Source organism: Micromonospora sp. NPDC000668 (assembly GCF_042897975.1).
GTDB lineage: Bacteria > Actinomycetota > Actinomycetes > Mycobacteriales > Micromonosporaceae > Micromonospora.
In genome coordinates this window covers 398048-423417 of record NZ_JBIAYP010000002.1, presented here as the reverse complement: position 1 = coordinate 423417, position 25370 = coordinate 398048, and the positions used below count along the sequence as shown (strand labels likewise).

At 71.9% G+C, this 25370-nt stretch carries 23 protein-coding genes; 16 read left to right on the top strand and 7 right to left on the bottom strand.

Features of this window, described 5'->3' with window-relative positions:
* Positions 1-67: 67 nt before the first annotated feature.
* Positions 68-1153: a LacI family DNA-binding transcriptional regulator gene (locus tag ACFY29_RS11355; RefSeq protein WP_328423368.1), complete on the bottom strand. Its 1086-nt coding sequence runs from the start codon at positions 1151-1153 to the stop codon at positions 68-70.
* Positions 1154-1352: 199 nt separating this feature from the next.
* Here ACFY29_RS11355 and ACFY29_RS11350 point away from each other — a divergent pair, with 199 nt between their 5' ends.
* The 12 genes from ACFY29_RS11350 (at position 1353) to ACFY29_RS11295 (ending at position 16245) form a co-directional block, all read left to right on the top strand.
* A complete protein-coding gene (locus ACFY29_RS11350) occupies positions 1353-2600 on the top strand; it encodes an extracellular solute-binding protein (RefSeq protein WP_386985245.1) in 1248 nt (415 codons plus the stop codon).
* Positions 2600-4237: an ABC transporter permease subunit gene (locus ACFY29_RS11345; protein ID WP_386985243.1), complete on the top strand. Its 1638-nt coding sequence runs from the start codon at positions 2600-2602 to the stop codon at positions 4235-4237. Before ACFY29_RS11350 ends, ACFY29_RS11345 begins: the two co-directional genes overlap by 1 nt.
* 116 nt (positions 4238-4353) lie before the next feature.
* Positions 4354-5169, top strand: a complete 816-nt coding sequence (locus ACFY29_RS11340) for a sugar ABC transporter permease (protein ID WP_328426286.1) — start codon at positions 4354-4356, stop codon at positions 5167-5169.
* Positions 5170-5223: 54 nt separating this feature from the next.
* Positions 5224-7029: a glycoside hydrolase family 13 protein gene (locus ACFY29_RS11335; RefSeq protein WP_386985241.1), complete on the top strand. Its 1806-nt coding sequence runs from the start codon at positions 5224-5226 to the stop codon at positions 7027-7029.
* An 81-nt stretch (positions 7030-7110) separates the two neighbouring features.
* A complete protein-coding gene (locus tag ACFY29_RS11330) occupies positions 7111-7452 on the top strand; it encodes a hypothetical protein (protein WP_328423376.1) in 342 nt (113 codons plus the stop codon).
* A 277-nt stretch (positions 7453-7729) separates the two neighbouring features.
* A complete protein-coding gene (locus ACFY29_RS11325; protein ID WP_328426289.1) occupies positions 7730-8797 on the top strand; it encodes a BMP family ABC transporter substrate-binding protein in 1068 nt (355 codons plus the stop codon).
* 195 nt (positions 8798-8992) lie between these two features.
* Positions 8993-10660, top strand: coding sequence for an ABC transporter ATP-binding protein (locus ACFY29_RS11320; RefSeq protein WP_386986659.1), 1668 nt, complete (start codon positions 8993-8995; stop codon positions 10658-10660).
* Positions 10657-12012 carry an ABC transporter permease gene (locus ACFY29_RS11315; RefSeq protein ID WP_386985238.1) on the top strand — a complete coding sequence of 452 codons (1356 nt, stop codon included), beginning with the start codon at positions 10657-10659 and terminating at the stop codon, positions 12010-12012. Before ACFY29_RS11320 ends, ACFY29_RS11315 begins: the two co-directional genes overlap by 4 nt.
* A 3-nt stretch (positions 12013-12015) precedes the next feature.
* On the top strand, positions 12016-13296 hold the full coding sequence (locus tag ACFY29_RS11310; protein WP_328423380.1) for an ABC transporter permease: 1281 nt from the start codon (positions 12016-12018) through the stop codon (positions 13294-13296).
* 50 nt (positions 13297-13346) lie between these two features.
* Positions 13347-14075: a cytidine deaminase gene (locus ACFY29_RS11305; RefSeq protein ID WP_386986656.1), complete on the top strand. Its 729-nt coding sequence runs from the start codon at positions 13347-13349 to the stop codon at positions 14073-14075.
* Positions 14076-14168: 93 nt separating this feature from the next.
* Complete coding sequence (locus tag ACFY29_RS11300) at positions 14169-15452, top strand: thymidine phosphorylase (protein WP_386985236.1); 1284 nt, start codon at positions 14169-14171, stop codon at positions 15450-15452.
* A gap of 112 nt (positions 15453-15564) precedes the next feature.
* On the top strand, positions 15565-16245 hold the full coding sequence (locus ACFY29_RS11295) for a DUF4272 domain-containing protein (RefSeq protein ID WP_328423385.1): 681 nt from the start codon (positions 15565-15567) through the stop codon (positions 16243-16245).
* A gap of 39 nt (positions 16246-16284) precedes the next feature.
* On the opposite strand, the gene ACFY29_RS11290 is transcribed toward ACFY29_RS11295, so the two are convergent.
* The 5 genes from ACFY29_RS11290 to ACFY29_RS11270 all read right to left on the bottom strand — a co-directional run bounded on the left by ACFY29_RS11290 (position 16285) and on the right by ACFY29_RS11270 (position 21821).
* Positions 16285-17208, bottom strand: coding sequence for a putative RNA methyltransferase (locus ACFY29_RS11290; protein ID WP_386985233.1), 924 nt, complete (start codon positions 17206-17208; stop codon positions 16285-16287).
* Position 17209: 1 nt separating this feature from the next.
* Positions 17210-17854 carry a response regulator transcription factor gene (locus ACFY29_RS11285; RefSeq protein WP_328423387.1) on the bottom strand — a complete coding sequence of 215 codons (645 nt, stop codon included), beginning with the start codon at positions 17852-17854 and terminating at the stop codon, positions 17210-17212.
* Positions 17842-19059: a sensor histidine kinase gene (locus ACFY29_RS11280; RefSeq protein WP_386985231.1), complete on the bottom strand. Its 1218-nt coding sequence runs from the start codon at positions 19057-19059 to the stop codon at positions 17842-17844. Before ACFY29_RS11280 ends, ACFY29_RS11285 begins: the two co-directional genes overlap by 13 nt.
* Positions 19056-21233 carry an MMPL family transporter gene (locus tag ACFY29_RS11275; protein ID WP_386985230.1) on the bottom strand — a complete coding sequence of 726 codons (2178 nt, stop codon included), beginning with the start codon at positions 21231-21233 and terminating at the stop codon, positions 19056-19058. The genes ACFY29_RS11280 and ACFY29_RS11275 overlap by 4 nt, the downstream gene beginning before the upstream one ends.
* A 114-nt stretch (positions 21234-21347) precedes the next feature.
* Complete coding sequence (locus tag ACFY29_RS11270; protein WP_386985228.1) at positions 21348-21821, bottom strand: MarR family winged helix-turn-helix transcriptional regulator; 474 nt, start codon at positions 21819-21821, stop codon at positions 21348-21350.
* 41 nt (positions 21822-21862) lie between these two features.
* On the opposite strand from ACFY29_RS11270, the gene ACFY29_RS11265 reads away from it, so the two are divergent.
* From ACFY29_RS11265 to ACFY29_RS11250, 4 genes are all read left to right on the top strand, one after another.
* Positions 21863-22510 carry a YitT family protein gene (locus tag ACFY29_RS11265; protein WP_386986653.1) on the top strand — a complete coding sequence of 216 codons (648 nt, stop codon included), beginning with the start codon at positions 21863-21865 and terminating at the stop codon, positions 22508-22510.
* Positions 22498-23067, top strand: coding sequence for an NADPH-dependent FMN reductase (locus ACFY29_RS11260; protein ID WP_386985226.1), 570 nt, complete (start codon positions 22498-22500; stop codon positions 23065-23067). The genes ACFY29_RS11265 and ACFY29_RS11260 overlap by 13 nt, the downstream gene beginning before the upstream one ends.
* On the top strand, positions 23064-23477 hold the full coding sequence (locus ACFY29_RS11255) for a PPOX class F420-dependent oxidoreductase (protein ID WP_328423397.1): 414 nt from the start codon (positions 23064-23066) through the stop codon (positions 23475-23477). The genes ACFY29_RS11260 and ACFY29_RS11255 overlap by 4 nt, the downstream gene beginning before the upstream one ends.
* Positions 23478-23632: 155 nt before the next feature.
* Positions 23633-24712, top strand: a complete 1080-nt coding sequence (locus ACFY29_RS11250; protein WP_386985224.1) for an adenosine deaminase — start codon at positions 23633-23635, stop codon at positions 24710-24712.
* Positions 24713-24716: 4 nt separating this feature from the next.
* Here ACFY29_RS11250 and ACFY29_RS11245 read toward each other — a convergent pair whose 3' ends face one another.
* Complete coding sequence (locus ACFY29_RS11245) at positions 24717-25010, bottom strand: hypothetical protein (RefSeq protein ID WP_386985222.1); 294 nt, start codon at positions 25008-25010, stop codon at positions 24717-24719.
* Positions 25011-25370: the final 360 nt, after the last annotated feature.

Sequence of the window (25370 nt, the reverse complement as noted above, 5' to 3'; positions counted from 1 at the left end):
GTTCTTGCGCAAGACATGCCGGGGTTGCTGCTGCGTTAGTCGGCTGCCCAGCCTGGTGGGGTGCCGCTCAGGCGGGGACGGCCAGCGCCGACGAGCCGGGTCGGTGCCGGTTCGATCCGCCTCCGCCGGTCCGGGTGCCGGCCGGGGCGACCGCCGTGGAGCCGCGCACCACCAGCTCCGGGCGGAACAGGTACTCCGAGTGCGGGGCGCCGTGCCCGTTGATCTCGTCGACCAGGGCCCGGACCGCGGCCACCGCCATCGCGATGACCGGCTGCCGCATGGTGGTCAGTGGCGGGTCGGTGAAGGCCATCAGTGGCGAGTCGTCGTAGCCGACCACGGAGAGGTCGCCGGGGACGGTCAGGCCGCGCTGGCGGGCCGCCCGGATCGCGCCGAGCGCCATCAGGTCCGAGCCGCACACCACGCCGGTCACGCCGCGGTCCAGCAGCCGGCCGGCCGCGGCCTCGCCACCCTCCACACCGAACAGGGACAGCTCGGCCAGCGGGCCCAGGTCGGCCTCGGCGACCCCGGCCAGCCGGGTCATCGCGGAGCGCCAGCCGGCCACCTTGCGCTGCACCGGGACGAAGCGGTCCGGGCCGGTGATCAGGCCGATCCGACGGTGCCCGAGCGCGACCAGGTGGGCCACGGCCAGCTCGGCCGCCTCCCGGTCGTCACAGGAGACGAAGGGGGCACCGATGCCGGGCACGTACCCGTTGATCATCACGACGGGCAACGGCCGGGCGATCAACGCCCGGTAGCGGTCGTGGTTGGCGGCGGTGTCAGCGTGCAGACCGGAGACGAAGGCGATCCCGGAGACCTGACGGTCCAGCAGCATCTCGACGTACTCGTCCTCGGTGACGCCACCGGCGGTCTGGGTGCAGAGCACCGGGGTGAACCCGCTCTGCGCCAGGGTCGACTCGATGACCTGGGCGAAGGCGGGGAAGATCGGGTTGTCCAGCTCCGGCACCACCAGGCCGACCAGCCCGGCGCTGCGCTTGCGCAGCCGAGCCGGGCGCTCGTAGCCGAGCACGTCGAGAGCGGTGAGGACGGCCTGCCGGGTCTCCGGGGCCACGCCGGGGCGGTCGTTGAGCACCCGCGACACCGTGGCCTCGCTGACTTCGGCCTGCTGGGCGATGTCGGACAGTCGAGCGCGCATGGCGGCACTTTAGCCCACCGGCAAGTTCTTGCGGGGCGCTCTGCAAACGCTTCCATAATCTGCAACCTCTTGCTAACGTCCCCGCAACATGCGAGAGCAGCGGCGCAGCACCCGAGCGCCGGTAGGCAAAAACTTCCAGAGCTTCCCATCGGTGGGCCGCCCTTCCCCCGGCGGACCCGCCATGACGACAGGAGTACCGATGCGCATCCGTACCGCGGGTGTGGTCGCCCTCTTCGCCCTGGCGCTCGCCGCCTCGGGCTGTGGTGGCGACAGCGACGAGCCGGCCGCGAACCAGTCCCCCAAGGCGGCCGGCGGCAAACTGGTGATCTGGGCAGACGACAAGCGGACCGCCGCTCTCAAGCCGTTCGCCGAGAAGTTCGGCCAGGAGAACGGCGTCACCGTCGAGGTCCAGGCCGTCAGCAAGGACCTGCAGACCAACTTCGTCACCGCCTCGCAGCAGGGCAGCGGCCCCGACGTGGTGGTCGGCGCGCACGACTGGATCGGCAACATGGTGCAGAACGGCGCCATCGACCCGGTGCAGCTCTCCGCCGAGCAGAAGAACGGGTTCAACCAGACCGCCGTCAAGGCGGTCACCTTCAACGGTCAGCTCTACGGCGTGCCGTACGCCCAGGAGAACCTGGCGCTGATCCGTAACACCGAGCTGGCCCCCGAGGCGCCGAAGACCATCGAGGACCTGGTCGCCCAGGGCAAGCAGCTCAAGGCGGCGAAGAAGGCCACCGAGACGCTCTGCCTCCAGGTCGGCCAGAACGGCGACGCGTACCACATCTACCCGCTGTACACCTCGGCCGGCGGCTACCTCTTCGGTGCCGGCGCCAACGGCGACTACGACCCGAAGGACCTGGGCGTGGGCAAGCCCGCGTCGATCGAGGCGTTCAAGAAGATCGGCGCGCTGGGCGAGAAGGGCGAGGGCGTGCTCAAGCGCTCCATCTCGGACAGCAACTCGATCGCCACCTTCACCGGTAAGAAGTGCGCCTACCTGGTCTCCGGCCCGTGGGCGGTGGCCGACGTCAAGAAGGCCAACATCAAGTACGACATCTCCGCCATCCCCGGCTTCGCCGGCGGCAAGGAGGCCCAGCCGTTCGTGGGCGTGCAGGCGTTCTACGTCGCCGCCAAGGGCAAGAACAAGGCGCTGGCCCAGGAGTTCGTGGCCAACTACACCACGACGCCCGAGCTGGCCGTCGCGCTGTACAACGCCGAGCCCCGGCCGCCGGCGCTGACCGCCGCCCTCGACCAGGTCAAGGGCAGTGACCCGGACCTGGCCAAGTTCCAGGAGGCCGGCAAGAACGGTCAGGTGCTCCCGGCCATCCCGGCGATGGCCGCGATCTGGGACCCGTTCGGCAAGGCCCAGGCCGCCGTCATCGGTGGGGCAGACCCGACCAGCACCATCACCGCGGCCGGCAAGGCCATCTCGGGCCAGATCAAGTAATGAGCACGCCGCAGTCCGGCCCGGGGTCCGCCACGCGGACCCCGGGCCGGGGGCCGGTCGGCTCCCGGCCCCCGCGCTCCCGTGCCGCGCGTGACCACGCGCCGATCACCCTGACCGGCCTCGCCGGCAAGGTGCTCCTGCTCGGCCTGACCGCCGGTATCGCGGTCTGGGCGGCCTTTCCGCTCATCGACGGCGGAAAGTGGGCCGGCCTGGCCCTGCTGGCGGCGACCACCGCCGGACTGTTCTACCTGTACCTCACCCGCCGGCACATCCCGGCCAAGTACCTGGTCCCGGGCACCCTGTTCCTGATCGCCTTCCAGGTCTTCCCGGTGCTGTACACCGCCAGCACCGCCTTCACCAACTTCGGTGACGGGCACCGGGGCAGCAAGGACGACGCGATCGTCGCGATCCAGACCTCCTCGGTCACCCAGGTGCCCGGCTCCGCCGAGTACGCCCTGTCGATCGCCACGAAGGGCGACCCGGCCTCCGCCCCGCTGGTCTTCCTGGTCACCGACCCCACCACCGGAACGGTCTCCGCCGGTGACACCGGCGGGCTACGTCAGCTCGACGCCGCCGACGTCACGGTCGCCGCGGGCGGCAAGGTCACCGCCGCCGAGGGCTACACCGTGCTGAACTTCGGCCAGGCCAGCGCCCGCAGCAAGGAGATCACCGACCTGGTGGTGCCCACCGCCGGCGGCGCGCTGCGCTCCAGCGGCCTGTCCCGCGCCTACGAGGGCAAGGCGGTGCGGGCGTACGAGGCCGGGTGCGACTGCGTCCGGGACACCGGGACCGGGCAGACCTGGACCGCCGACGAGGAGGTGGGCGCCTTCGTCGCCGCCGACGGCGAGCGGCTGGCCCAGGGCTGGAAGGTCAACGTCGGGCTGAGCAACTTCACCCGGGTGCTCACCGACGAGAACATCTCCGGCCCCTTCCTCAGCACCCTGATCTGGAACTTCGCCTTCGCCATCGCGTCCACCGGCGGGACGTTCCTGCTCGGCATGATGATCGCGCTCGTGCTGCACTCGCCCCGGATGCGCGGCACCAACCTCTACCGGGTGCTGCTGGTCCTGCCGTACGCCATGCCGTCGTTCGCGATGCTGCTGGCCTGGCGGGACATGTTCAACGCCGACTTCGGGCTGATCAACAACCTGTTCGGACTGGACGTGGACTGGTTCGGCCAACCGTGGACGGCGCGCCTCGCGGTCATCCTGGTGCAGCTCTGGCTCGGCTACCCGTACATGTTCCTGGTGGCCACCGGCGCGTTGCAGGCCATCCCGCGGGAGCTGACCGAGGCGACCTCGGTCGACGGGGCCTCGCCCTGGCAGTCCTTGCGCGCGGTCACCCTGCCGCTGCTGCTGATCGCGCTCTCCCCGCTGCTGATCTCGTCGTTCGCGTACAACTTCAACAATTTCAACGCGATCTACCTGACCACCGAGGGCGCGCCCTTCCCGGCCGACAACCCGACCAACGGCGCCACCGATCTGCTGATCACGTACACCTATCGGCTCGCCTTCGGCGGGCAGGGCGCGGAGTTCGGCTTCGCGGCCGCGATCTCGCTGTTCATCTTCGCCATCGTCGCGGTGGTCTCGACCGTCAGCTTCCGGCGGACCCGCAAGCAGGAGGAGGTGTACTCGTGACCACACTCACCGGGGCCGCGCGTACCGGCGACACGGCGGGCCGGCCGCCCGCGGCCAACCGCAACGCCACGGGCCGGCGCCGCAACCGCTGGTTCGCCCAGGTCGGCTGGCGGCACCTGGTCGCCGTGCTCGGCGTGCTGTTCAGCCTCTTCCCGATCGTGTTCGTGCTCTCCGCCGCGCTCAATCCGCTCGGCACGCTCTCCACCACCGAGCTGGTGCCGACCGGCGGGGTGTCGCTCGGCAACTTCGGCGAGTTGTTCGAACGGACCGCCTTCGAGCGGTGGTTCGTCAACTCGCTGCTGATCGCCGGAGTGGCCTCGTTCGCGTCGGTGTTCCTCTCCGCGCTGGCCGCGTACGCCTTCTCCCGGATGCGGTTCCGCGGCCGGCGGGTGGGGCTGCTCTCGCTGCTGTTGATCCAGATGTTCCCGCAGTTCCTGGCGATCGTGGCGATCTACCTGATCTTCGGCACGATCACCGACCTGTGGCCGTCGATCGGCTTCAACACCCCGTGGGGGCTGCTGCTGCTCTACATGGGTGGCGCGCTCGGGGTGAACACCTGGCTGATGAAGGGCTTCTTCGACACCCTGCCCCGGGAGCTGGACGAGTCGGCCACCATGGACGGGGCCTCGCACGCCCAGGTCTTCTTCCGGATCATGCTGCCGCTGGTGGCGCCGATCCTGGCGGTGACCGGGCTACTGGCGTTCATCGGCACCATCAACGAGTTCCTGATGGCCAACGTGTTCCTCACCAGCAGCGACTCGAAGACGCTCGCGGTCGGCATGTACGGCATGTTGCAGGGCAACGAGCGCAACAACAATTTCGGGATCTTCGCCGCCGGGACCCTGCTCACCGCGATCCCCACCGTGCTGGTCTTCCAGCTCCTCCAGCGCTACATCGTCTCCGGGCTGACCGCCGGCGCCGTGAAGGGGTAGCCGTCGGCGCCCGTCCGCGAGTACCCCCGAGTGCACCCGAAAGGAGAGCCAGCCGTGCAGCCGCACCATGACGGATCCGCCTGCTACGTCCCGCAGCAGGAGCCCACGCTGGGGGAGGTCGTCGACGTCTTCGTCCGGGCGCCGGCCGGCGCCGACGTCCGCCAGGTACACGTACGCACCACCGGTGACGGTGAGCCGAGGTTCACCGAGGCGGTGGTGGATCGCACCGACGGCGGAGACGTCTGGTGGCGGGCCGAGGTGCCGGCCCGCAACCCGGTGAGCAACTACCGCTTCCTGCTCTCGGGGCGGCGCGGTCCCCGGTGGCTGACCGCGGCGGGGCTGGTCGACCACGACGTGCCCGACCACGGCGACTTCAAGCTGGTCACCCACGCCCCGCCGCCGGCCTGGGCGCGGGACGCGGTGATCTACCAGATCTTCCCGGACCGGTTCGCCCGGTCCGCCGCGGCCGACGCCCGGCCACTGCCGGACTGGGCGATCCCGTGCCACTGGGACACTCCCGTGGTCGGCCGTGGCCCGGAAACGCCGCACCAGCTCTACGGTGGCGATCTGGACGGGATCGCCGAGCGGTTGGACCACCTGGATCGGCTCGGGGTGAACACGGTCTACCTGACCCCGATCTTCCCGGCCCGCTCCAACCACCGCTACGACGCGGCCAGCTTCGACCGGGTCGACCCGCTGCTCGGCGGGGACGGCGCGCTGGCCCGGCTCGCGGACGCGGTACGGGCCCGTGGCTGGCGGCTGCTCGGCGACATCACCAGCAACCACACCGGCGACGCGCACGACTGGTTCACCGCCGCCTCCTCCGACGTGCGTGCCCCGGAGCGGGAGCTGTACTACTTCGACGAGATCACCGGGGACTACGAGTCCTGGAACGGGATCAAGTCGCTGCCGAAGCTGAACTGGGGCAGCGCCGAGCTGCGCCGCCGCTTCGCCACCGCCGACGACGCGGCGCTGCGCCGCTGGCTCCGCCCGCCGTACGGGCTGGACGGGTGGCGGGTGGACGTGGCGAACATGACCGGTCGACGGGGCGCCGACGCGTACACCCACGAGGTGGCGGCGCTGCTCCGCTCGGTGCTGGCCGCGGATCGGCCGGACGGCCTGTTGATGGCAGAGCACGGCCACGACCACACCGGCGACCTGGACCGCGACGGCTGGCACGGCACCATGAACTACGTCGGCTTCACCGATCCGGTCTGGTCCTGGCTGCGGCACGGTGACCAGCCGGTGCCGAACTTCCTCGGCACCCCGGGCGGGGTGCCACGGCGGGACGCGGACGCGGTGCTCGGCACCATGGACGCCTACCGGTCGCTGATCTCCTGGCGCTCGTACACGCACTCCTGGCAACTGCTCGGCTCGCACGACTCGGCCCGGATCCGGACGGTGGTCGGCGACGCCGCCCGGCAGGAGGTGGCCGCCGGTCTGCTCGCCACCATGCCCGGCATTCCGATGATCTTCGCGGGGGACGAGCTCGGTCTGGTCGGCACGAACGGCGAGTCCTCGCGTACCCCGATGCCGTGGCACCGCCCGCAGAGCTGGGACGCCGGCACGCTCGCCGCGTACCAGGCGCTGATCGCGCTGCGCCGCGGCGAACCGGCGCTGCGCCACGGGGGCCTACGCCGGCTGCACCACGACCCCAACACGATCGTCTTCCTGCGCGAGGCACCGACCGGGGCGGTGCTGGTGCTGGCTCGGCGGGCGGCCGGGGCGCCGGTGCGGCTGGCCGGGCTGCCGGCGGCGGAGAACGTGTACGGCGGCGCGCCGGCGCTGCGGCCCGGCCCGGACGGTGCGCTGACCCTGCCCGCGGACGGCCCCACCTTCCAGGTCTGGCGGCTGTGCTGAACGCCGCCGCGGTGGCTCGGACGCGCCGAGCGCCACGACCGGGCTACTACAAACTGTCGTTGATAGGGGAAGATGGGCGGCGTGGAAGCACTGAGACTGACTCTCCTCTATGTCCATCTCATCGGGTTCGCCCTGTTGCTCGGCGGCACGATCGCCCAGTACGTCAGCGGCCGGCTACGGATCAACCCGGCCATGCTGTGGGGGTCCGTGATCGGTCTGCTGACCGGGATCGGGCTCTCCGCCCCGCTGCGGGACGGTGACGAGCCGGCACCGGCGAAAATTGTGACGAAGCTGGTGCTCGCGCTGCTGATCTTCGTCATGGTCTTCTTCTCCCGGAAGCGGGACGCGGTCAACCGTGGCCACTTCCTCGCGATTGCCGGCCTGACCCTGGTCAACGCGGCGGTCGCGGTCTTTTGGCGGTAACGTCCGACGGGGGGCCACCCCTCGAAAACGGGACTTTGGGGGCGCCTCGGCTGCTCGCCTACCAGCACGATGAGTGACTTGCCCCACGCAAGGGTTACACGCGGGTAACAGGCACTCAACAGTCGTGCACGATTGTCGGCCGGTGGGTGGGCGCGGGCGTACGCTCCCGTCCGTAACGTGGGACAGCCGGCGGCACACCGCAGGTCGGCTGATGGGCTGCCACCGCACTAGGCGCGGTGTGCAATGGGAAGGAGACGTCTTGCGCTCGGTGCGTGGGATGCGGATCGCCTCGATCTTCGCGGTGGGTGGGCTCGTGCTCAGCGCCGCCGCGTGTGGCGAGGCCCCCGATGATGACAACAACGCCGGCAGTGGCGCCAAGAAGTTCAGCGCCTGCATGGTGACCGACGTCGGCGGCATCGACGACAAGTCGTTCAACACCTCGGCCTGGAAGGGTCTCGAGGAGGCCAAGGCCGCCAACAGCAACATCGAGACCAAGTTCGTGGCGTCGAAGGCCGAGGCCGACTACGAGCCGAACCTGACGCAGTACGTCAACCAGAAGTGCGACTTCATCCTGGCGGTCGGTGGCCTGATGGCCAACGCCACCTCGAAGATCGCCAAGGCCAACCCGAACCAGACGTTCGGCATCGTCGACGCCAACCCGGGTGACGCCAACGTCTACCCGATGCAGTTCGACACCGCGCAGGCCGCGTTCCAGGCCGGCTACCTGGCCGCCGGGATGAGCAAGTCCGGCAAGGTGGGCACCTACGGCGGCCTGCCGATCCCGCCGGTGACCATCTTCATGGATGGCTTCGTCGACGGCGTGGCGTACTACAACCAGACCAAGGGCAAGAACGTCCAGGCGCTGGGTTGGAACAAGGAGACCCAGAAGGGTTCCTTCACCAACGACTTCGCCAAGCAGGACGAGGGCAAGAAGGTCTCCGACGCGCTGGTCGCCCAGGGCGCGGACATCATCATGCCGGTCGCCGGCGGCGCCGGCCTCGGCACCACCTCCGCGGCCAAGGCCTCGGGCGGCAAGTACAACACCATCTGGGTGGACGTCGACGGCTGCGAGAGCACGCCGGACTGCTCCGCGATCATCACCACGGTGGTCAAGAACATCCCGGAGGCCGTCAAGGAGGCCGTGCTCAAGGCTGCCGGTGGCGAGAAGCTGCAGGCCAAGCCGGGCTTCGTGGGCACCCTGGCCAACACCGGTGTCTCGATCGCCCCGTACCACGACTTCGACAGCAAGGTTCCGGCCGAGCTGAAGGCCGAGGTCGACAAGATCAAGGCGGACATCGCCGCTGGCACCATCACCGTCACCTCGAAGGCCCAGCCGACCAAGTGACGACCGGCCGGTCCCTCCGATGAGATCATCGGGAGGGTCGGCGGGGGACAGGTACGACCGATCCGGCCGCTCCGGCGCCGCGGGTTAACCACCCGTGGGGCCGGAGCGGCCGATCGCGCGCCACGGTGACCGGGCCAGTCCGGCTCGGTCAACGGCAGCTACGCTGCACCATCGCTCGCACTCCAGGAGGTTGCGCTGAGACTCGAACTGCGCGGCATCACCAAGAGGTTCGGTGATCTGGTCGCCAACGACCACATCGATCTGACGGTCGAGCCTGGAGAGATTCACGCCCTGCTCGGCGAGAACGGCGCGGGCAAGTCGACCCTGATGAACGTCCTCTACGGGCTCTACCAGCCCGACGAGGGCGAGATCCTGGTCGACGGCAAGCCGCTGAAGCTGAAGGGCCCGTCCGACGCGATCGCCGCCGGGATCGGCATGGTGCACCAGCACTTCATGCTGGTGCCGGTCTTCACCGTGGCGGAGAACATCATGCTCGGCGCCGAGCAGGTCCGGGGCGGCATCGCCGGCTTCCTGGACCGGCGGCGGGCCCGGCGCGAGGTCGCCGAGGTGTCCGAGCGCTACAACCTGCGGGTCGACCCGGACGCGGTGATCGAGGACCTGCCGGTCGGCATCCAGCAGCGCGTCGAGATCGTCAAGGCGCTCACCCGCAATGTCGACCTGCTCATCCTGGACGAGCCGACGGCGGTGCTCACCCCGCAGGAGACCGAGGAGTTGCTGACGGTCATGCGGTCGCTCAAGGCCGCCGGCAAGTCGATCGTCTTCATCACCCACAAGCTCGGCGAGGTCAAGGCGATCGCCGACCGGATCACCGTGATCCGGCGCGGCAAGACCGTCGGCACCGCCCTGCCGGAGGCCAGTCGCGACGAGTTGGCCGCCCTGATGGTCGGGCGCAACGTCCGGCTCACCGTGGAGAAGTCCCCGGCCACGCCGGGCGAGCCGGTGCTGGAGGTGGCCGGGCTGGTCGTCGACGACGACCGGCAGATCCGGGCGGTCGACGGCGTGGACCTGACCGTGCGCGCGGGCGAGGTGCTCGGCGTGGCGGGCGTGCAGGGCAACGGCCAGACCGAGCTGATCGAGGCGATCATGGGCCTGCGCCCGTTGCTCGCCGGCACGGTCAGCCTGGCCGGCGACCGGATCGACGGCTGGAAGACCAAGAAGGTGCTCCGCGCCGGCGTCGGCTACGTGCCCGAGGACCGCAGCGTGGACGGCCTGGTCAAGGAGTTCAGCGTCGCGGAGAACCTCGTGCTGGACATCTACGACCGGCCGCCGTTCGGCGCCGGGCTCGCACTCAAGCCGGACGCGATCGCGACGTCGGCGAAGGAGCGGATCGAGCAGTTCGACGTGCGCACCTCATCGGCCGACGCGCCGGTGGGCACCCTCTCCGGCGGCAACCAGCAGAAGGTGATCGTGGCCCGGGAGATGTCCCGGCCGCTGAAGCTCTTCATCGCCGCCCAGCCGACCCGCGGCGTCGACGTCGGGTCGATCGAGTTCATCCACAGCCGGATCATCCGCGAGCGGGACATCGGCACCGCCGTCATGGTGGTCTCCAGCGAACTCGACGAGGTGATCGGGCTGGCCGACCGGATCGCGGTGATGTACCGGGGCCGCATCATCGGCATCGTCGGCCCGGACACCCCGCGCGAGGAGATCGGCCTGCTGATGGCCGGCATCAGCCCGGACGCGCTTCCCGAGCGCGGTGCGGACGCCGCGCCGACCGACGGCACGGCGACCGGCGGCACGGCTACCGGCGGAACGGCCACCGACGGTGCGCCGACCGACGGCCCGGTGACCGACGGGGGCCCGGCGAGCGCCGCACGCCCCGCGAGCGAGGACGAGGAATGAGCGACCCCAACCCGCAGTCCGGCTCGCCGGACAAGGAACCGGCGAGCGAGGCGCAGGCCGCGCAGACCGCTCTGGGCAACACCGAACAGGCCGAGTCGGCGACCGCGCCCGGCCGGCCGGCGCCGGAGCCGAAGCCCGCCCTGGGCCGGCTGTTCCTGGACAACCTCTGGGCGGCCAACACCTTCACGGTGACCCTGCTGTCTCTGGTGCTGGCGATCGTGGTCGGCGCGGTCTTGATGATCATTTCTGATCCGGACGTGCTCGCCACCTACTCGTACATCACCTCCCGCCCGTCCGACGCGCTCAATTCGAGCTGGACGCTGGTCAGCGAGGCGTACGCGAACCTGTTCAAGGGCTCGATCTTCGACCCGGAGGCGTTCTCCGGCTGGCTGAACGGCACCAACGGCTGGGAGGCCGTGCTCGCGCCGATCTCCGAGACGCTCACCTACAGCGCGCCGCTGGTCTTCACCGGCCTGTCGGTGGCGCTGGCCTTCCGTGGCGGCCTGTTCAACATCGGCGCCCAGGGCCAGGCCACCATCGGCGTGATCTTCGCCGCGCTGGCCGGCTTCCTGCTGCCGCTGCCGCCCGGCCTGCACCTGCTGGTGGCGGTGTTGGCCGGCGCTCTGGGCGGGGCGATCTGGGGCTTCATCCCCGGCATCCTCAAGGCCCGTGCCGGTGCGCACGAGGTGATCAACACGATCATGCTCAACTACGTCGCCACGTACTTCCTGACCTGGCTCATCGTGCAGAACGGCGTGCAGGATCCGAACCGCACCGACGCGATCAGCAAGGCGGTGGACAGCTCCGCGCAGCTTCCCCGGCTGCTCGGCGACAACCTGCGGGTGCACGCCGGCATCCTGCTCGCCGTGCTGGCCACCTGGGCGGTCGCCTGGCTGCTCAACCGCTCCACGCTCGGCTTCGAGCTGCGCGCGGTCGGTGCCAACCCGGACGCCGCCCGCACCGCCGGCATCAGCGTCACCCGGACGTACATCCTGATCATGGTCTTCGCCGGGATCCTGGCCGGTCTCGGCGGCTCGAACATGGTGCTCGGCTCCACCGCCAGCGCGTTGACCCCGCTGGTGGTCGCGCAGATCGGCTTCGACGGCATCCTGGTGGCGCTCCTCGGGCGGGTGAAGCCCTGGGGGGTGTTGCTGGCGGCGCTGCTGTTCGGGGCGCTACAGGCCGGCGGCAACCGGATGCAGTCGTACTCGGGGATCTCACTGGAGCTGGTCACGGTGCTCCAGGCCCTGATCGTCATCTTCATCGCCGCGCCCGCCCTGGTGAAGGCGATCTTCCAGCTCCGGGCCGCACGAGCAGCCCGGTTGCAGACGAGCCTGGCGAAGGGCTGGTAACTCATGTCCACCATGGCTGTCCCCGACGTGGCGGTCGCCGCGGTCGACGAGGGCTTCTGGACCCGGAACCGCAAGGTCGGCCTCGTGCTGCTCGCGCTCGGCCTGCTCTCGGCGGTGCTCTTCGGCGCGCTCGCCACCGACCAGCAGGCCCGGTTCACGCTCAGCGATGACGCGGGCGGCGCCGCGCTGGAGATCAACGGCACGATCGGCGCGATCCTGTTCGGGATCATCGCGATCGCCGCCGGCGCGGCCCTGCTCGCCGGGGTGCCCAAGCGCTGGTTCACCACCGTGCTCGGGGTCGGGCTGATCGGCTTCGTCCTGTCGTTCCTCTGCTGGCAGGTCTCCGCCGCGCCGACCGGGCAGAACTTCATGCCGCTGGTCAACATCATCCGGGGCACCTTCATCCTGGCTCTGCCGCTGATCTTCGGTGCGCTGGCCGGCGTGCTCTGTGAGCGTTCCGGTGTGGTCAACGTGGCCATCGAGGGGCAGTTGCTGATGGGCGCGTTCAGCGGCGCGCTCTTCGGCAGCATCTCCGGCAACGTCTGGGTGGGCCTGGTGGCCGCCGCGCTCGGCGGCGCGTTCATCTCGCTGCTGCTGGCCATCTTCGCCATCCGCTACCTGGTCGACCAGGTGGTCATCGGCATCGTGCTGAACCTGCTCGCGGTCGGCGTCACCGGCTTCCTCTACGAGCGGCTGATGCAGACCAACATCGAGCGGTACAACAGCGCTCCCCGATTCAGCAACTGGGAGATCCCGCTGCTCAAGGACATCCCGGTGCTCGGCCCGGCGCTGTTCCGCGGCAACATCTTCCTCTACCTCGGCCTGCTCCTGGTGCTGGTGATCCACATCGCGCTGTTCCGCACCCGGTGGGGGCTGCGTACCCGCTCGGTCGGTGAGCACCCGACCGCCGCCGACACGCTCGGCGTCAAGGTGCTGCGGGTGCGGTACCGCAACGTGCTGCTGGCCGGTGTGGTCGCCGGCATCGGCGGTGCCTCCTACACGCTGGCGCTCTACTCGTTCACCAAGAACATGATCGGCGGCAAGGGCTTCATCGCGCTGGCCGCGCTGATCTTCGGCCGGTGGAACCCGACCGGGGCGCTGCTCGCCGCGCTCTTCTTCGGCTTCGCCGACCAGCTCGCCACCTATCTCGGTGCGATCAACAGCGCGATCCCCAGCCAGTTCCTGGCCATGCTGCCCTACCTGGCGACGATCCTGGCGGTGGCCGGGCTGGTCGGCCGGGTCCGGGCACCGGCCGCCGACGGCAAGCCGTACATCAAGGGCTGACGCCCGGTGGCCGACGCGGCGGGGCCGAGGTGGTCCCGCCGCAGGCCACGATGGCGGTGCGGCAGAATGATGGGATGACCGAGATCGACTGGGCGCGCCTGCGCGCCGCCGCCACGGATGCGATGCGGCATGCGTACGCGCCGTACTCGACGTTCCCGGTCGGTGCGGCCGCTCTGGTCGACGACGGCCGGGTGGTGGTCGGCTGCAACGTGGAGAACGCCGCCTACGGGGTGACCCTCTGCGCCGAGTGCGGGGTGGTCTCCAGCCTGCACGCCACCGGCGGTGGTCGGCTCGTCGCGCTCTCCTGCGTCGACGCCACGGGTGAGCCGCTGATGCCGTGCGGCCGGTGCCGGCAGCTGCTCTGGGAGCACGGTGGGCCGGAGTGCCTGATCGAGACCAGGGACCGCCCGCTGCGGATGGCCGAGCTGCTGCCACACGCCTTCGGCGTGGAGGACCTGGAGGCGGTGACCGGCGAGACGCCGGTGCCGGTGGTTCCGGAGCGGCTGGCCGCCTGGCGTGGACGCGGCACCGTCTTCGTACACCCGGACATGTCCGCCGGGCAGCAGGTCTGGACGGCGTACTGGGAGCGGTCGGCCGGGGACGACGCGGGCGCCGAAACCGGTGTGCTGGAGGAGGCCCCGAGCTGGGACGACCCCGCAGAGGCGATCACCTGGGGAATGGCCCGGACGCCCCGGGTGGTGGTGGTCGACGCGACCGGGACCATCTTCTGGGCCGGTGAGGGTGAGCCGCCGATGGAGATCCCGGTTCGCTGGTCTTGATCTTTGTTGCTGGCCCCGGCCCCGTCGTGGGCACGGCCGTACGTCGGTCACGGTTGCGGGCCGGTATCTCGATACGACTAGAGAGATCTTCTGATGAATAGTGGTTTTGCTGCTGTTGATGTCATTCGAGTGAAGCGGGACGGGGGTGTGCTGTCGGACGCGCAGATCGACTGGGTGGTGGACGCGTACACCCGGGGGGTGGTCGCCGACGAGCAGATGTCGGCGCTGGCCATGGCGATCCTGCTCAACGGCATGACCGGGCCGGAGATCGCGCGGTGGACCGCCGCGATGATCGCCAGCGGTGAGCGGCTGGACCTCTCGGCGGTGCGTCGCCCGACCGTCGACAAGCACTCCACCGGCGGCGTCGGCGACAAGATCACCCTGCCGCTCACCCCGCTGGTGGCGGCGTGCGGCGCGGCCGTGCCGCAGCTGAGCGGGCGCGGCCTCGGCCACACCGGCGGCACGCTGGACAAGTTGGAGTCCATCCCGGGCTGGCGGGCCGCGCTGAGCAACGACGAGTTCATCACGCAGCTCGGCGACGTCGGCGCGGTGATCTGCGCGGCTGGCGCCGGGCTCGCCCCCGCCGACCGCAAGCTGTACGCGCTGCGCGACGTGACGGGCACGGTGGAGGCGATCCCGCTGATCGCCAGCTCGATCATGAGCAAGAAGATCGCCGAGGGCACAGGGGCGTTGGTCCTCGACGTCAAGGTCGGCTCCGGTGCCTTCATGAAGTCCGTCGACCAGGCCCGCGAGCTGGCCCGCACCATGGTCGAGCTGGGCGGCGCGCACGGCGTCCGGACGGTCGCCCTGCTCACCGACATGTCCACGCCGCTCGGCCTGGCGATCGGCAACGCGGTCGAGGTGACCGAGTCGGTCGAGGTGCTGGCCGGTGGCGGTCCGGCCGACGTGGTGGAGCTGACGCTGGCCCTGGCCCGGGAGATGCTCGACGCGGCCGGCCTGTCGGACGCCGATCCGGCGGCGGCGTTGCGGGACGGCCGGGCGATGGATTCCTGGCGGGCGATGGTCCGGGCGCAGGGCGGCGACCCGGACGCGCCGATGCCGGTCGCCCCGGAGGTCGAGGTGGTCCGCGCCGAGCAGGACGGGCACGTCGCGGCCGTCGACGCGTACGACATGGGGGTGGCGGCCTGGCGGCTCGGCGCGGGCCGGGCCCGCAAGGAGGACCCGGTGAGCGTGCCGGCCGGGGTGGTGCTGCACAAGCGGCCGGGCGACCCGGTACGGGCCGGCGACCCCCTCTACGAGCTGCGCGCCGAGGACCCGGCGCGGATCCCGGCGGCGCTGGCAGAGGCTGCCCGTGCCATGCGGATCGCGCCGACCGCACCAGCGGCGACGCCGTTGGTCATCGAGCGGATCGGCTGACCAAGCGCGGAGTCGGGGTGGCATGGTGCCCGTCACCAGGGGGCGCTATTCTCGCAGGCCAAGGGGGGATAGCCGGCCTTGAGCCGTCGCGAGCAGACAGGAAGACTCCGCTGTGACCGTACCTGCCCCCAACCCCCGTGAGGTGCGCGAGGCGAGCCTGGACGAGCTGTCCCGGCTCGGCCTGCCGTTGCCGCCGGCCCAGTTCCCGCTCGTCTGGGAGCCGGGTGACAAGATCGAGCTGCGCCCCACGGCGGAGATCGAGGCGCGGATCGCCGTGCTGCACCTGATCCTGGCCCGCTGCTTCGGGATGCCCCCGCAGGCGGCGATGAGCTGGCTGCTCGGCTCGCACCTGGTCGAGATGGTCACCCCGCCGGAGTGGCAGTTCGTGATGGGCGGCAAGGGCGACCACCGCTCGTTCGTGCTGCACCACGACGCGCTCTTCGCGCTCGCCTGGGTGCTCGGGCTGACCAAGCAGCTCGACCCGACCCTCGCCGTGGACGAGCAGCTGATGGAGCGGTTGCCGCACATCGCCGCGGGGGAGATGTTCCCGCACTGGCGATCCCGGATCCTCACCGCGCCGCAGCACCCCGCCGACGTGGCCGCCCTGCTCGACCTGCACTACTGCCTGGACTGGGCGTACCTGGAGACCGAGCGGAGCGGCCGGCCGGTGCCCGGGCTGGTCGACGCGAACGCGATCGGGCAGCGGCGTTGGGCGCTGGAGTGGGCGGTGATCCTGCGCGGGCCGTACCACGACGAGCCCCCCGGCTGGGAAGAGGTCGACCTCTCCACCTGACCGGCCGGGTCGGGTCCCGGCACGGGGAGCGGCGGGCGGTCAGCGGGGCATCGGGCGCCAGACGGTCAGCCGCACCGCGACGGTCACCCGTACCGGCTCGGCGAGGGCCGTCACCCGGGCGGCGAGCCCGGCCGGGTCGGTGTGCCAGGCGCTGGGGCCCATCCCGACCAGCGTCGCGACCTCCGGGCCGGTCAGTGCCAGCTCCCGCCGGTGCACGGTCGACGTCGCCGGGGTGAAGTGTCCGCCGAGGCTCTCGGCGACCCGGTCGGCCTTGGCGGGGTCCACCCGCAGCAGGCCGAGGGTGCCGACCAGTTCGGTGAGGTGGTCCTCGGCCGGCGTCACCACGAGCAGGGACCCGGCCGGGTCGAGCACCCGGTGGAACTCCGCCCCGTTGCGCGGGGCGAAGACGTTCAGCAGCACGGCCGTGCCGGCGTCGGCCAGGGGCAGCCGCTGCCAGGTGTCGGCGAGCGCCGCCGCCGCGCGCGGGTGCGCCCGCGCGGCCCGGCGCAGCGCCGGCTTCGACACGTCCAGGGCGAGACCCGCGGCGTCCGGCAGCGCCGCCAGCACCGCCGCGAGGTGCCGGCCCGTCCCCGCCCCGGCATCCACCACCAGGGGGTACGACCCGACGGCGCGCTCCCCGGCTTCGTGCTCCTCGGCTTCGCGCTCCCCGGCCAGGTGCTCCCCGGCCAGGTGCTCAACGGCCTGTGTCGCGGCGGCGGCGAGGGCGGTCGAGATCAGGTCGTAGTGGCCGGCGGAGAGGAAGTCGGCGCGGGCGGCCACCATCTCGGCGGTGTCCCCGACGTGCGGGGCGCGGCCGGCGAGCAGGTTCACGTAACCCTGGCGGGCCACGTCGAAGCTGTGCCGGCGCGGGCAGCGCAGCGCGCTGGCACCGCCAGCGGCGACCTCGGCCAGCGGCTCGGCGCAGACCGGGCAGCGGAGCCGGTCGACGATGCGGGGGTCCACGTCAGGCGTCCAGGTAGGTCAGCACCGCGCGGACCCTGCGGTGGTCGTCGTCGCAGTCGCGCAGGTCGAGCTTCGCGAAGATCGAGTTGATGTGCTTGCTGACCGCCTTCTCGGTGACCACCATGCGCTGGGCGATCGCGCCGTTGGAGCGTCCCTCGGCCATCAGCGCCAGCACCTCGTGCTCGCGCGGGGTGAGCCGGCGCAGCGGTGCGGCCCGGGCGGGCCGGGCCAGCAACTGCGAGATCACCTCGGGGTCCATCGCCATCCCGCCGTCGGCGACCCGGTGCACCGCGGCGACGAACTGCGTCACGTCGGCCACCCGGTCCTTGAGCAGGTAGCCCACCGCCCCGGCGCCGTCGGAGAGCAGCTCCCGGGCGTAGAGCTGCTCGACGTACTGGGAGAGGACCAGCACCGGCAGGCCGGGAAGCCGTTCCCGGGCGGTCAGCGCGGCGCGCAGCCCCTCGTCGGTGTGGGTCGGCGGGAGGCGGACGTCCACCACCGCCACGTCGGGACGGTGCTCCAGCAGGGCGGCGAGCAGTTCGTCGCCGGTCTCCACGGCGGCCACCACCTCGTCGCCGTACGCGGTGAGGAGGCGGATCAGCCCGTCGCGCAGCAGTGCCAGGTCCTCGGCGATCACGACTCGCACGGCAGCTCCACGTCGACCACGGTAGGCCCACCGGCCGGCGAGCTGATCCGGACGCGGCCGTCGAAGACGGCGAGCCGCTGCCGGATGCCGGCCAGCCCGGTGCCCCGCTCCGGGTCGGCGCCGCCCCGGCCGTCGTCGGAGACGGTCAGCCGGACCGTCGTGCCGACCCGGCGCAGCCGCATCGCCACCCGCGCCGCCCCGCTGTGCCGGGCCGCGTTGGTGAGCAGCTCGGCGGCGGTGAAGTAGAGCGCCGACTCCAGCGGGGGTGCCAGCCGGTCGGGCAGGTTGACGTCCAGGTCGACCGGCAGGGCCGCGCCGAGGGCGAGGGCGGCGAGGCCGCCGGCGAGCCCCCGGTCGGCCAGCACCGGCGGGTGGATGCCGCGTACCACGTCGCGCAGCTCGGACAGGGCGGTGCCGGCGCTCGTACGGGCCTCGGTGACCAGCCCGCGGGCTGCCTCCGGGTCGCGGGCCAGCAGCTCCTCGGCGAGGCCGAGGTTCATCGCCATCGCGACCAGCCGCGCCTGCGCGCCGTCGTGCAGGTCCCGCTCGATGCGGCGCAGCTCGGCCGCCTGCGCATCGACGCTCTGGGCGCGGGTATCGGCCAGTTCCACCACCCGCTCGGCGAGGGCAGCCCGGGCGGTCGGCGCGAGCAGCGCACGGGTCAGCGCCTCGTCCAGGTGGAGCAGCCCCCGGGGCAGCCAGTACGCGCCGACCCCCACCAGCAGCCCGAGCACCACGGCCAGCCCCGCGTTGCCCAGCGAGTCGATCGGCAGGCCCAGGTAGTTGTCGACGGCGCCGGGCGCCACGGTGTGGATCGCCGGCATGGCGAGGCCCTGCGCGGCGCCGAGCCAGATACCCACGGCGAGCACCACGGCGACCGGGGCGTAGGCGAAGTGGGCGAACAGGAACGCGAGGTCCCGGTAGGTGGCCGGGTCGCCGGCCATCGTCCGCAGCCGGGCCGTCAGCCCGCCCGACACCGGCCGGTACGCCGACCGGATCGGCGGGTCGGGCACCCGGTGACGCTGCCGCTCCAGCAGCGCCCGGGTGCCGGTGAGGGTGCGGTCGAGCAGAGGTAGGCCGACGCCGAGCAGGCTGAGCCCGGCGGTCAGGAGCGTGGCCAGCGCGAAGCCGATACCCGCGCAGGCCAGCCCCGCCGTGACGGCCAACTGGTTCAGCTCGCCCCAGGCCCGCCGCACCCCGCTCATCGGGCCATTGTCCCAGCCGTCACGGCGTCCGCCGCCAGCGCGGGGGCCGAGGCCGTGTCGCCCGCCGGCAGGGTGGCCGCACCGGGCTCGGGACGGGTACGGGCCGGCCAGAAGGCCACCCGGCCGGTGAGCGCGGTCGACGCCGGCACCAGCAACCAGGAGAGCCCGAACGTGGCGATCAGTACGCCGACGGCGACGGCGAGCCCGATCTGGGCCATCATCGGCGACGCCACGAGCACCCCGAAGCTGCCGGCCAGGATCACCCCGGCCGCGGCGACGGCGGGCCCGGCCCGGCGTACCGCCTCCTCGGCGGCCTGGCGGGGCGAGCGTCCCGCGCGCAGCTCCTCCCGGAGCCGGGCGACCATCAGGATGTTGTAGTCGGTTCCGATCGCGGTGACGAAGAGGAACACGACCAGCGGCAGCTGGAAGTTGAGCCCGGACTGCCCGCCGAGGACCTGGAACACCAGCACACTGGTGCCGAGGGTGGCGGCGAAGCCGAGCGCGACGGCGGCGAGCAGTCCCAGCGAGGCGAGCAGGCCGCGCAGCATCAGCAGCAGGAGCAGCCCGATCAGCCCGGCGCCCACCGGGAAGACCAGCCGGAGGTCCTCGTCGAGCACGGTCCGGATGTCGGCGAAGGTGGCGGTCTCCCCGCCGACGTACACCTGGGTGCCGGGCGGCGCCGCGGCGTGCGCGGCCGGCCGCAGTTGGTGCTCCACCGCGTCCATGGCGCGCTGCGAGTACGGCGGCTCGGCGAGCAGCACCTGAACCTGGGCCACGTCCCCCTTGACATCGACCCCGCCCGGCGCCGCCACGATGGGCACCTCGGCGAGCCGTGCGGCGAACCGTTCGGCGGTGATCGCGTCCACCCCGGGCCCGGTGAGGTAGACGACGGTCGGGGAGAGGGTCCCGGCCGGCAGCCCGGAGCGGAGCCAGTCCAGGGCCCGGGCCGACTCGGAGCCGGGCGGCAGCGCGTCGAGTTCGTAGCTCGGCCGGTGGTGCAGCGCGCCGAGGCCGAGCAGCCCGAGCGCGGCGACCGTGGCCAGCACGACCCGGGCGGGCCGGCGGGCGACCAGCCGGCCGGCGCGGGCCGCCAGACCGGTCGGCGCGGCGGCACCGTCACCCGGCGTCCCGCCGTCACCCGACGCGACCAGCTTCGCCGGCCAGTACGCCCGGCGGCCGAGCAGCGAGTAGACCGCGGGGAACAGCGTCAGCGCGGCCGCCACCATGAGCAGGACGGCGACGGCCAGGGCAGGCCCGAGCACCCGGAACGATGCCAGTTGGGAGAGCACCAACGCGCCGAACGCCACCGCCACGACCAGCGCGGACACGGTGACCGGGCCGCCGATGCGGCCGACCGCGTGGACCATCGCTGCGCGCCGGTCCTCGCCGGCCCGCAGCCGTTCCCGGTAGCGGAAGAGCAGGAAGACCGCGTAGTCGGTGCCGATGCCGAGCAGCACGACCGGGAGCAGGCCCGTGGTGGAGGCGTCCAGGGCGTACCCGAAGACCTTTCCGCCCAGCGCAAGCAGGCCGGTGGCGGCCTGCGCGACCAGCAGCACCAGGAACAGGTTGACCAGCGCGATCGTGGGGCTGCGGAAGACGACGAGCAGCAGGAGCAGGATCACCAGCATCATGGCGCCGTTGACGATCATGTCGAGCAGGAAGCTGTCGGCGGCGCCGGCCGCCTCCCCGGTCCAGCCGGCGACCAGTCCGCTGCCGGCCAGAGCATCGTCGGTGGCGTCCCGAAGCCGCCCGACCGCCGCGATGGTGGTCTCCTCGTACGCGTCCCCGGACAGGCGGGCCTCGGCCAGCCGCAGCCGCCCGTCCGGTGCGACCGCGCCGGGGGTCACCTCGGTGACGCCGGCGACCCGTAGCTCCTGCGGCAGCCGGTCGATGCGGGCGCTGTCGTCGGCGGTCAGCGGGGTCCCGTCGGCCCGGCGGACGACCAGCACCGCGCTGCTGCCGGGCTGCGCGGGGAAGATCCGCGCCGCGATGCCGGCGGCCTGCGCGGACTCGTACCGGGCCGGCAGGAAGTCGGCCTGGCTGTCGGCGGGGCGCGGTCCGGTCGGCCCGTAGACGGCGAAGGTGGCGGCGGTGAGCGCGGCGATGGCGAGCAGCCAGCCGGCGATCACCCGACCCGGACGGCGGACCACCGCTGTGGCCAATGTGGTGAACACGTGCAACTCTCCCCGCGTCGGCTTCTGGTGATGCCGTTGACGCTAGGCAGCCGGACGGGTCACTTCGATGGTGCGCGTACGCCGGTCCGATGGTGGTGCCTGCACCACCATCGGTCACCGCCGCGCGTCGTCCGGGCCGGTCAGGTGGTCGACCACGCGGTGGGCCAGCGCGTCCAGCGCGACGATCTCGTCGGGGGTGAGCAGGTCGATGAAGTGCCGGCGGACCGCTGCCACGTGGCCGGGGGCCGCCGCCTCGATGGCGCGTCGACCCTCGGCGGTGAGCGCGACGACGGCACCCCGCCCATCCGTCGCGCACTCCTCGCGGGTGACCAGGCCGCGCTGCTGCATGCGGGTCAGGTGATGGGAGAGCCGGCTGCGTGACCAGAGCATCCGGTCGGCCAGTTCGCTGAGTCGCAGCCGCTGGTCGGGAGTCTCCGACAGGTCGGAGAGGACGTCGTAGTCGGGCTCGGAGAGCCCCGCGTCCCGCATCAGCTCGCGGGCCAGTTCCAGGTCGAGCAGGCGGCGCATCTGCCGGTAGCCCCGCCAGGCGCTCTGCTCCTGCTCGTCGAGCCAGCGTGGTTCGTCCATGCCGACCATCCTAGCCATCTGGTTGACATGTCATCAATCCACTGCCTAAGGTTGGTGACATGTCAACCAGATTGCCGGGCCGGCTGGTCCGCCTGCTGACCGGCCTCGTGCTGTTCGGCGTCAGCGTGGCCCTGATGGTCCGCGCCGACCTGGGCCTCGCGTCCTGGGACGTGCTGCATCAAGGGCTGGCCGAGCGGACCGGGCTGCCCCTCGGCCAGGTGGTGAACCTGGTCGCCGTGGTCGTGCTGCTGCTCTGGATCCCGCTGCGGCAGCGCCCCGGGGTCGGCACCCTCGCGAACGCGGTGGTGGTCGGGTTCACCGCCGACGCCGCGCTCGCCGTCCTGCCGCCGGTGACCCCGGTCGCGGGCCAGATCGGCCTGCTGGTCGCCGGCATCCTGCTCAACGGGTTCGCCACGGCCCTCTACCTCGGGGCACGCCTCGGGCCCGGGCCACGCGACGGCCTGATGACCGGGCTGGCCGCCCGCGGCCTGCCGATCGGGCGGGTACGCACGGCCATCGAGCTCGGCGTGCTCGCGCTGGGCTGGGCGCTCGGCGGCACCGTCGGCCCCGGCACCCTCCTCTTCGCCGTCAGCATCGGACCGCTGGCGCAGCGCCTCATCCCCACGTTCACCGTGCCGGCCCCGCGCCGGCCCGCCACCACAGGAGCGACACCGCCATGCCCTGCCTGACCGTCATCGTCGCCAGCACCCGGCCCGGCCGGGTGGGCCGCCGGATCGGCGACTGGTTCACCGCCATCGCCACCGCACACTACGCCTTCGACGACGTACGCCTCGTCGACCTAGCCGAGGTGGGCCTGCCCTTCCACGACGAGCCGCACCACCCCTCCGAGGGTCACTACCTGCACCGGCACACCCGGGAGTGGAGCGCCACCGTCGACGCCGGGGACGCCTTCGTCTTCGTCATGCCGGAATACAACTACGGCTTCAGCGCGCCGCTGAAGAACGCGATCGACTACCTCTACACCGAGTGGCAGTACAAGCCGGTCGGCTTCGTCAGCTACGGCATGACCTCGGGCGGCCTGCGCGCGGTCCAGATGATCAAGCAGGTGGTGACCACCCTCAAGATGATGCCGGCCAACGAGGCGGTGACCGTGTTCCTGCGGGAGGCCCTCGACGATGCCGGCGAGCTGGTGCCGAACCCGGCGCGTGACGCCGCCGCCGAGACGATGCTCGGCGAGCTGGACCGGCTCGCCGCCGCCCTCGCCCCGCTGCGGGTGCCGGCGTGAACGCACGGCTGTGGGAGCTGTTCGGGGAGCGGGGCCGGGGCGTGCTGGTCACCCTGCGCCGCGACGGGCGGCCCCAGCTGTCCAACCTCGACTACCTCGCCGAACCCGGCCTGATCCGCTGCTCCACCACCGGCGACCGGGCCAAGGTGCGCAACCTGCGCCGCGATCCCCGGGCCAGCCTGCACGTCACCACCGCCGACGGCGGGGCGTACGCGGTCGCGGAGGGCGTGGTCACATTCACCCCGCCGGCGGCGGCGCTCGACGACGCAGGCGTCGAGGAACTGGTCGAGGTCTACCGGCGGATCCGCGGCGAGCACCCCGACTGGGCCGAGTACCGTGCGGCGATGGTCGCTGACGGCCGGCTGGTGCTCCGGCTCGCCGTCGAGCGGGTGTACGGCTGGCGTCCCTGACCGGCGCCGGTCAGGCCATGCCGGCCGTTGCGGCCGGGCGACGCGGGGCGTCCGGCCGGAACGGTGCGGAAGTTGGTGCCGGCGGGGCGGCGCACCGACCACCGGTCCGTGCCGGTCCCGTCGGCCGGCCCGGTGCGGCCGACTAGGGTCTGAGCATGGTCGCGACAATCCGTTACGAGGACATCGTCAAGGTCCCGAAGGCGCTGCTGCACGACCACCTCGACGGCGGGCTGCGGCCGGCGACAATCGTCGAGCTGGCCGCCGAGGTGGGCCACGAACTGCCCACCACCGACGCGGAGGCGCTCGGGCGCTGGTTCGTCGACGCGGCCGACTCGGGCTCCCTGGAGCGCTACCTGGAGACGTTCGCGCACACCGTGGCGGTCATGCAGACTGCGCCGGCGCTGCGCCGGGTGGCCCGCGAGTGCGCGCTGGACCTGGCCGCCGACGGGGTGGTCTACGCCGAGGTGCGCTTCGCCCCGGAGCAGCACCTCGAACAGGACCTGAGCCTGGACGAGGTGGTCGAGGCGGTGCTGGCCGGGTTCGCCGAGGGCACCGCCCAGGCCGTCGAGGCGGGTCTGAGTATCCGGGTGGGCACTCTGCTCACCGCGATGCGGCACGCGGCCCGCTCGCAGGAGATCGCCGAGTTGGCCGTGCGGCACCGGGACAGCGGGGTGGTCGGCTTCGACATCGCCGGCGCCGAGGCGGGCTTCCCGCCCACCCGGCACCTGGACGCCTTCGAGTACCTCCAGCGGGAGAACTTCCACTTCACCATCCACGCCGGCGAGGCGTTCGGCCTGCCGTCGATCTGGCAGGCGATCCAGTGGTGCGGCGCGGACCGGCTCGGCCACGGGGTACGGATCGTCGACGACATCAGCCCGGGCGGGGTGCCGGTGCTCGGCCGGCTGGCCGCGTACGTCCGGGACAAGCGGATCCCGCTGGAACTGTGCCCGTCGTCGAACGTGCAGACCGGTGCGGTGGACTCGATCGCGGACCATCCCATCGGCCTGCTGCGGGATCTGCGCTTCCGGGTCACCGTGAACACCGACAACCGGCTGATGAGCGGCACCTCGATGTCCCGGGAGATGGCGCTGTTGGTGGAGACGTTCGGCTACGGCTGGCGGGAGTTGCAGTGGTTCACCATCAACGCGATGAAGAGCGCCTTCATCCCGTTCGACGAGCGGCTGCGGATCATCGATGAGGTGATCAAGCCGGCGTACGCCAAGCTGCTGCCCTGACCGGTCAGCCGCGCGGGTGGCCGGCGAGCAGGCCGGCCACGCGGTGCAGCACCTCCCGGGCCCGGGCCGCCTCCGCACCCAGCCCGGTCTGCCGGCGCAACACCGCGGGCTCGGCGCGCAGCAGCGCCACGCCGCGTCGGACCAGCACGCGGGGTGCTTTGCGCTGCTCGGACAGGTCGCGGGCCAACCGGCGCAGGAAGGTCGCGCCGCGCGGGCGACGCAGCGCGTACGCGCCAGCGAGCAGCCCTCGGCGCCGGCACTCCTCGACAATCTCGGCGGCGAAGATCCCTTCGGCCACGAAAAGTGGCGATCCGGCGACGTCAAATGGCCGGGTGGCCACCCGTCGATCTGCGCCGATCGCATAAACCGGCACTTCCGCCCGACCTTCGCGGGCGAGGCGGGCAATCGTCTCCACCGCGGTCAGGGCGTCCCACGACTCAGGTGATTCCCAATCGACCTGACCGTTTCGGTGCGGCAACGTAGGGTCATCGCCGTCCTTGTAGAAGTCGTCCAGGCAGAGAACCGGTAGGCCGGTTTGCTGTGCTATGTAGGACTTTCCGGAGCCAGAAGGGCCGGCGAGCAGGACAACGCGGTGCGGATGTTCCATTACCTTCAGTTACTCCGGCCAGACGGACTGCTATCAAATCGTATCAACATC

Coding starts and splice junctions, on each gene's coding strand:
- ACFY29_RS11305 (WP_386986656.1), top strand. CDS start 13,347: ATGGCGGTGCGGCAGAATGATGGGATGACCGAGATCGACTGGGCGCGC.
- ACFY29_RS11345 (WP_386985243.1), top strand. CDS start 2,600: ATGAGCACGCCGCAGTCCGGCCCGGGGTCCGCCACGCGGACCCCGGGC.
- ACFY29_RS11260 (WP_386985226.1), top strand. CDS start 22,498: ATGCCCTGCCTGACCGTCATCGTCGCCAGCACCCGGCCCGGCCGGGTG.
- ACFY29_RS11315 (WP_386985238.1), top strand. CDS start 10,657: ATGAGCGACCCCAACCCGCAGTCCGGCTCGCCGGACAAGGAACCGGCG.
- ACFY29_RS11280 (WP_386985231.1), bottom strand. CDS start 19,059: ATGAGCGGGGTGCGGCGGGCCTGGGGCGAGCTGAACCAGTTGGCCGTC.
- ACFY29_RS11350 (WP_386985245.1), top strand. CDS start 1,353: ATGCGCATCCGTACCGCGGGTGTGGTCGCCCTCTTCGCCCTGGCGCTC.
- ACFY29_RS11325 (WP_328426289.1), top strand. CDS start 7,730: ATGCGGATCGCCTCGATCTTCGCGGTGGGTGGGCTCGTGCTCAGCGCC.
- ACFY29_RS11310 (WP_328423380.1), top strand. CDS start 12,016: ATGTCCACCATGGCTGTCCCCGACGTGGCGGTCGCCGCGGTCGACGAG.
- ACFY29_RS11250 (WP_386985224.1), top strand. CDS start 23,633: ATGGTCGCGACAATCCGTTACGAGGACATCGTCAAGGTCCCGAAGGCG.
- ACFY29_RS11270 (WP_386985228.1), bottom strand. CDS start 21,821: ATGGACGAACCACGCTGGCTCGACGAGCAGGAGCAGAGCGCCTGGCGG.
- ACFY29_RS11300 (WP_386985236.1), top strand. CDS start 14,169: ATGAATAGTGGTTTTGCTGCTGTTGATGTCATTCGAGTGAAGCGGGAC.
- ACFY29_RS11355 (WP_328423368.1), bottom strand. CDS start 1,153: ATGCGCGCTCGACTGTCCGACATCGCCCAGCAGGCCGAAGTCAGCGAG.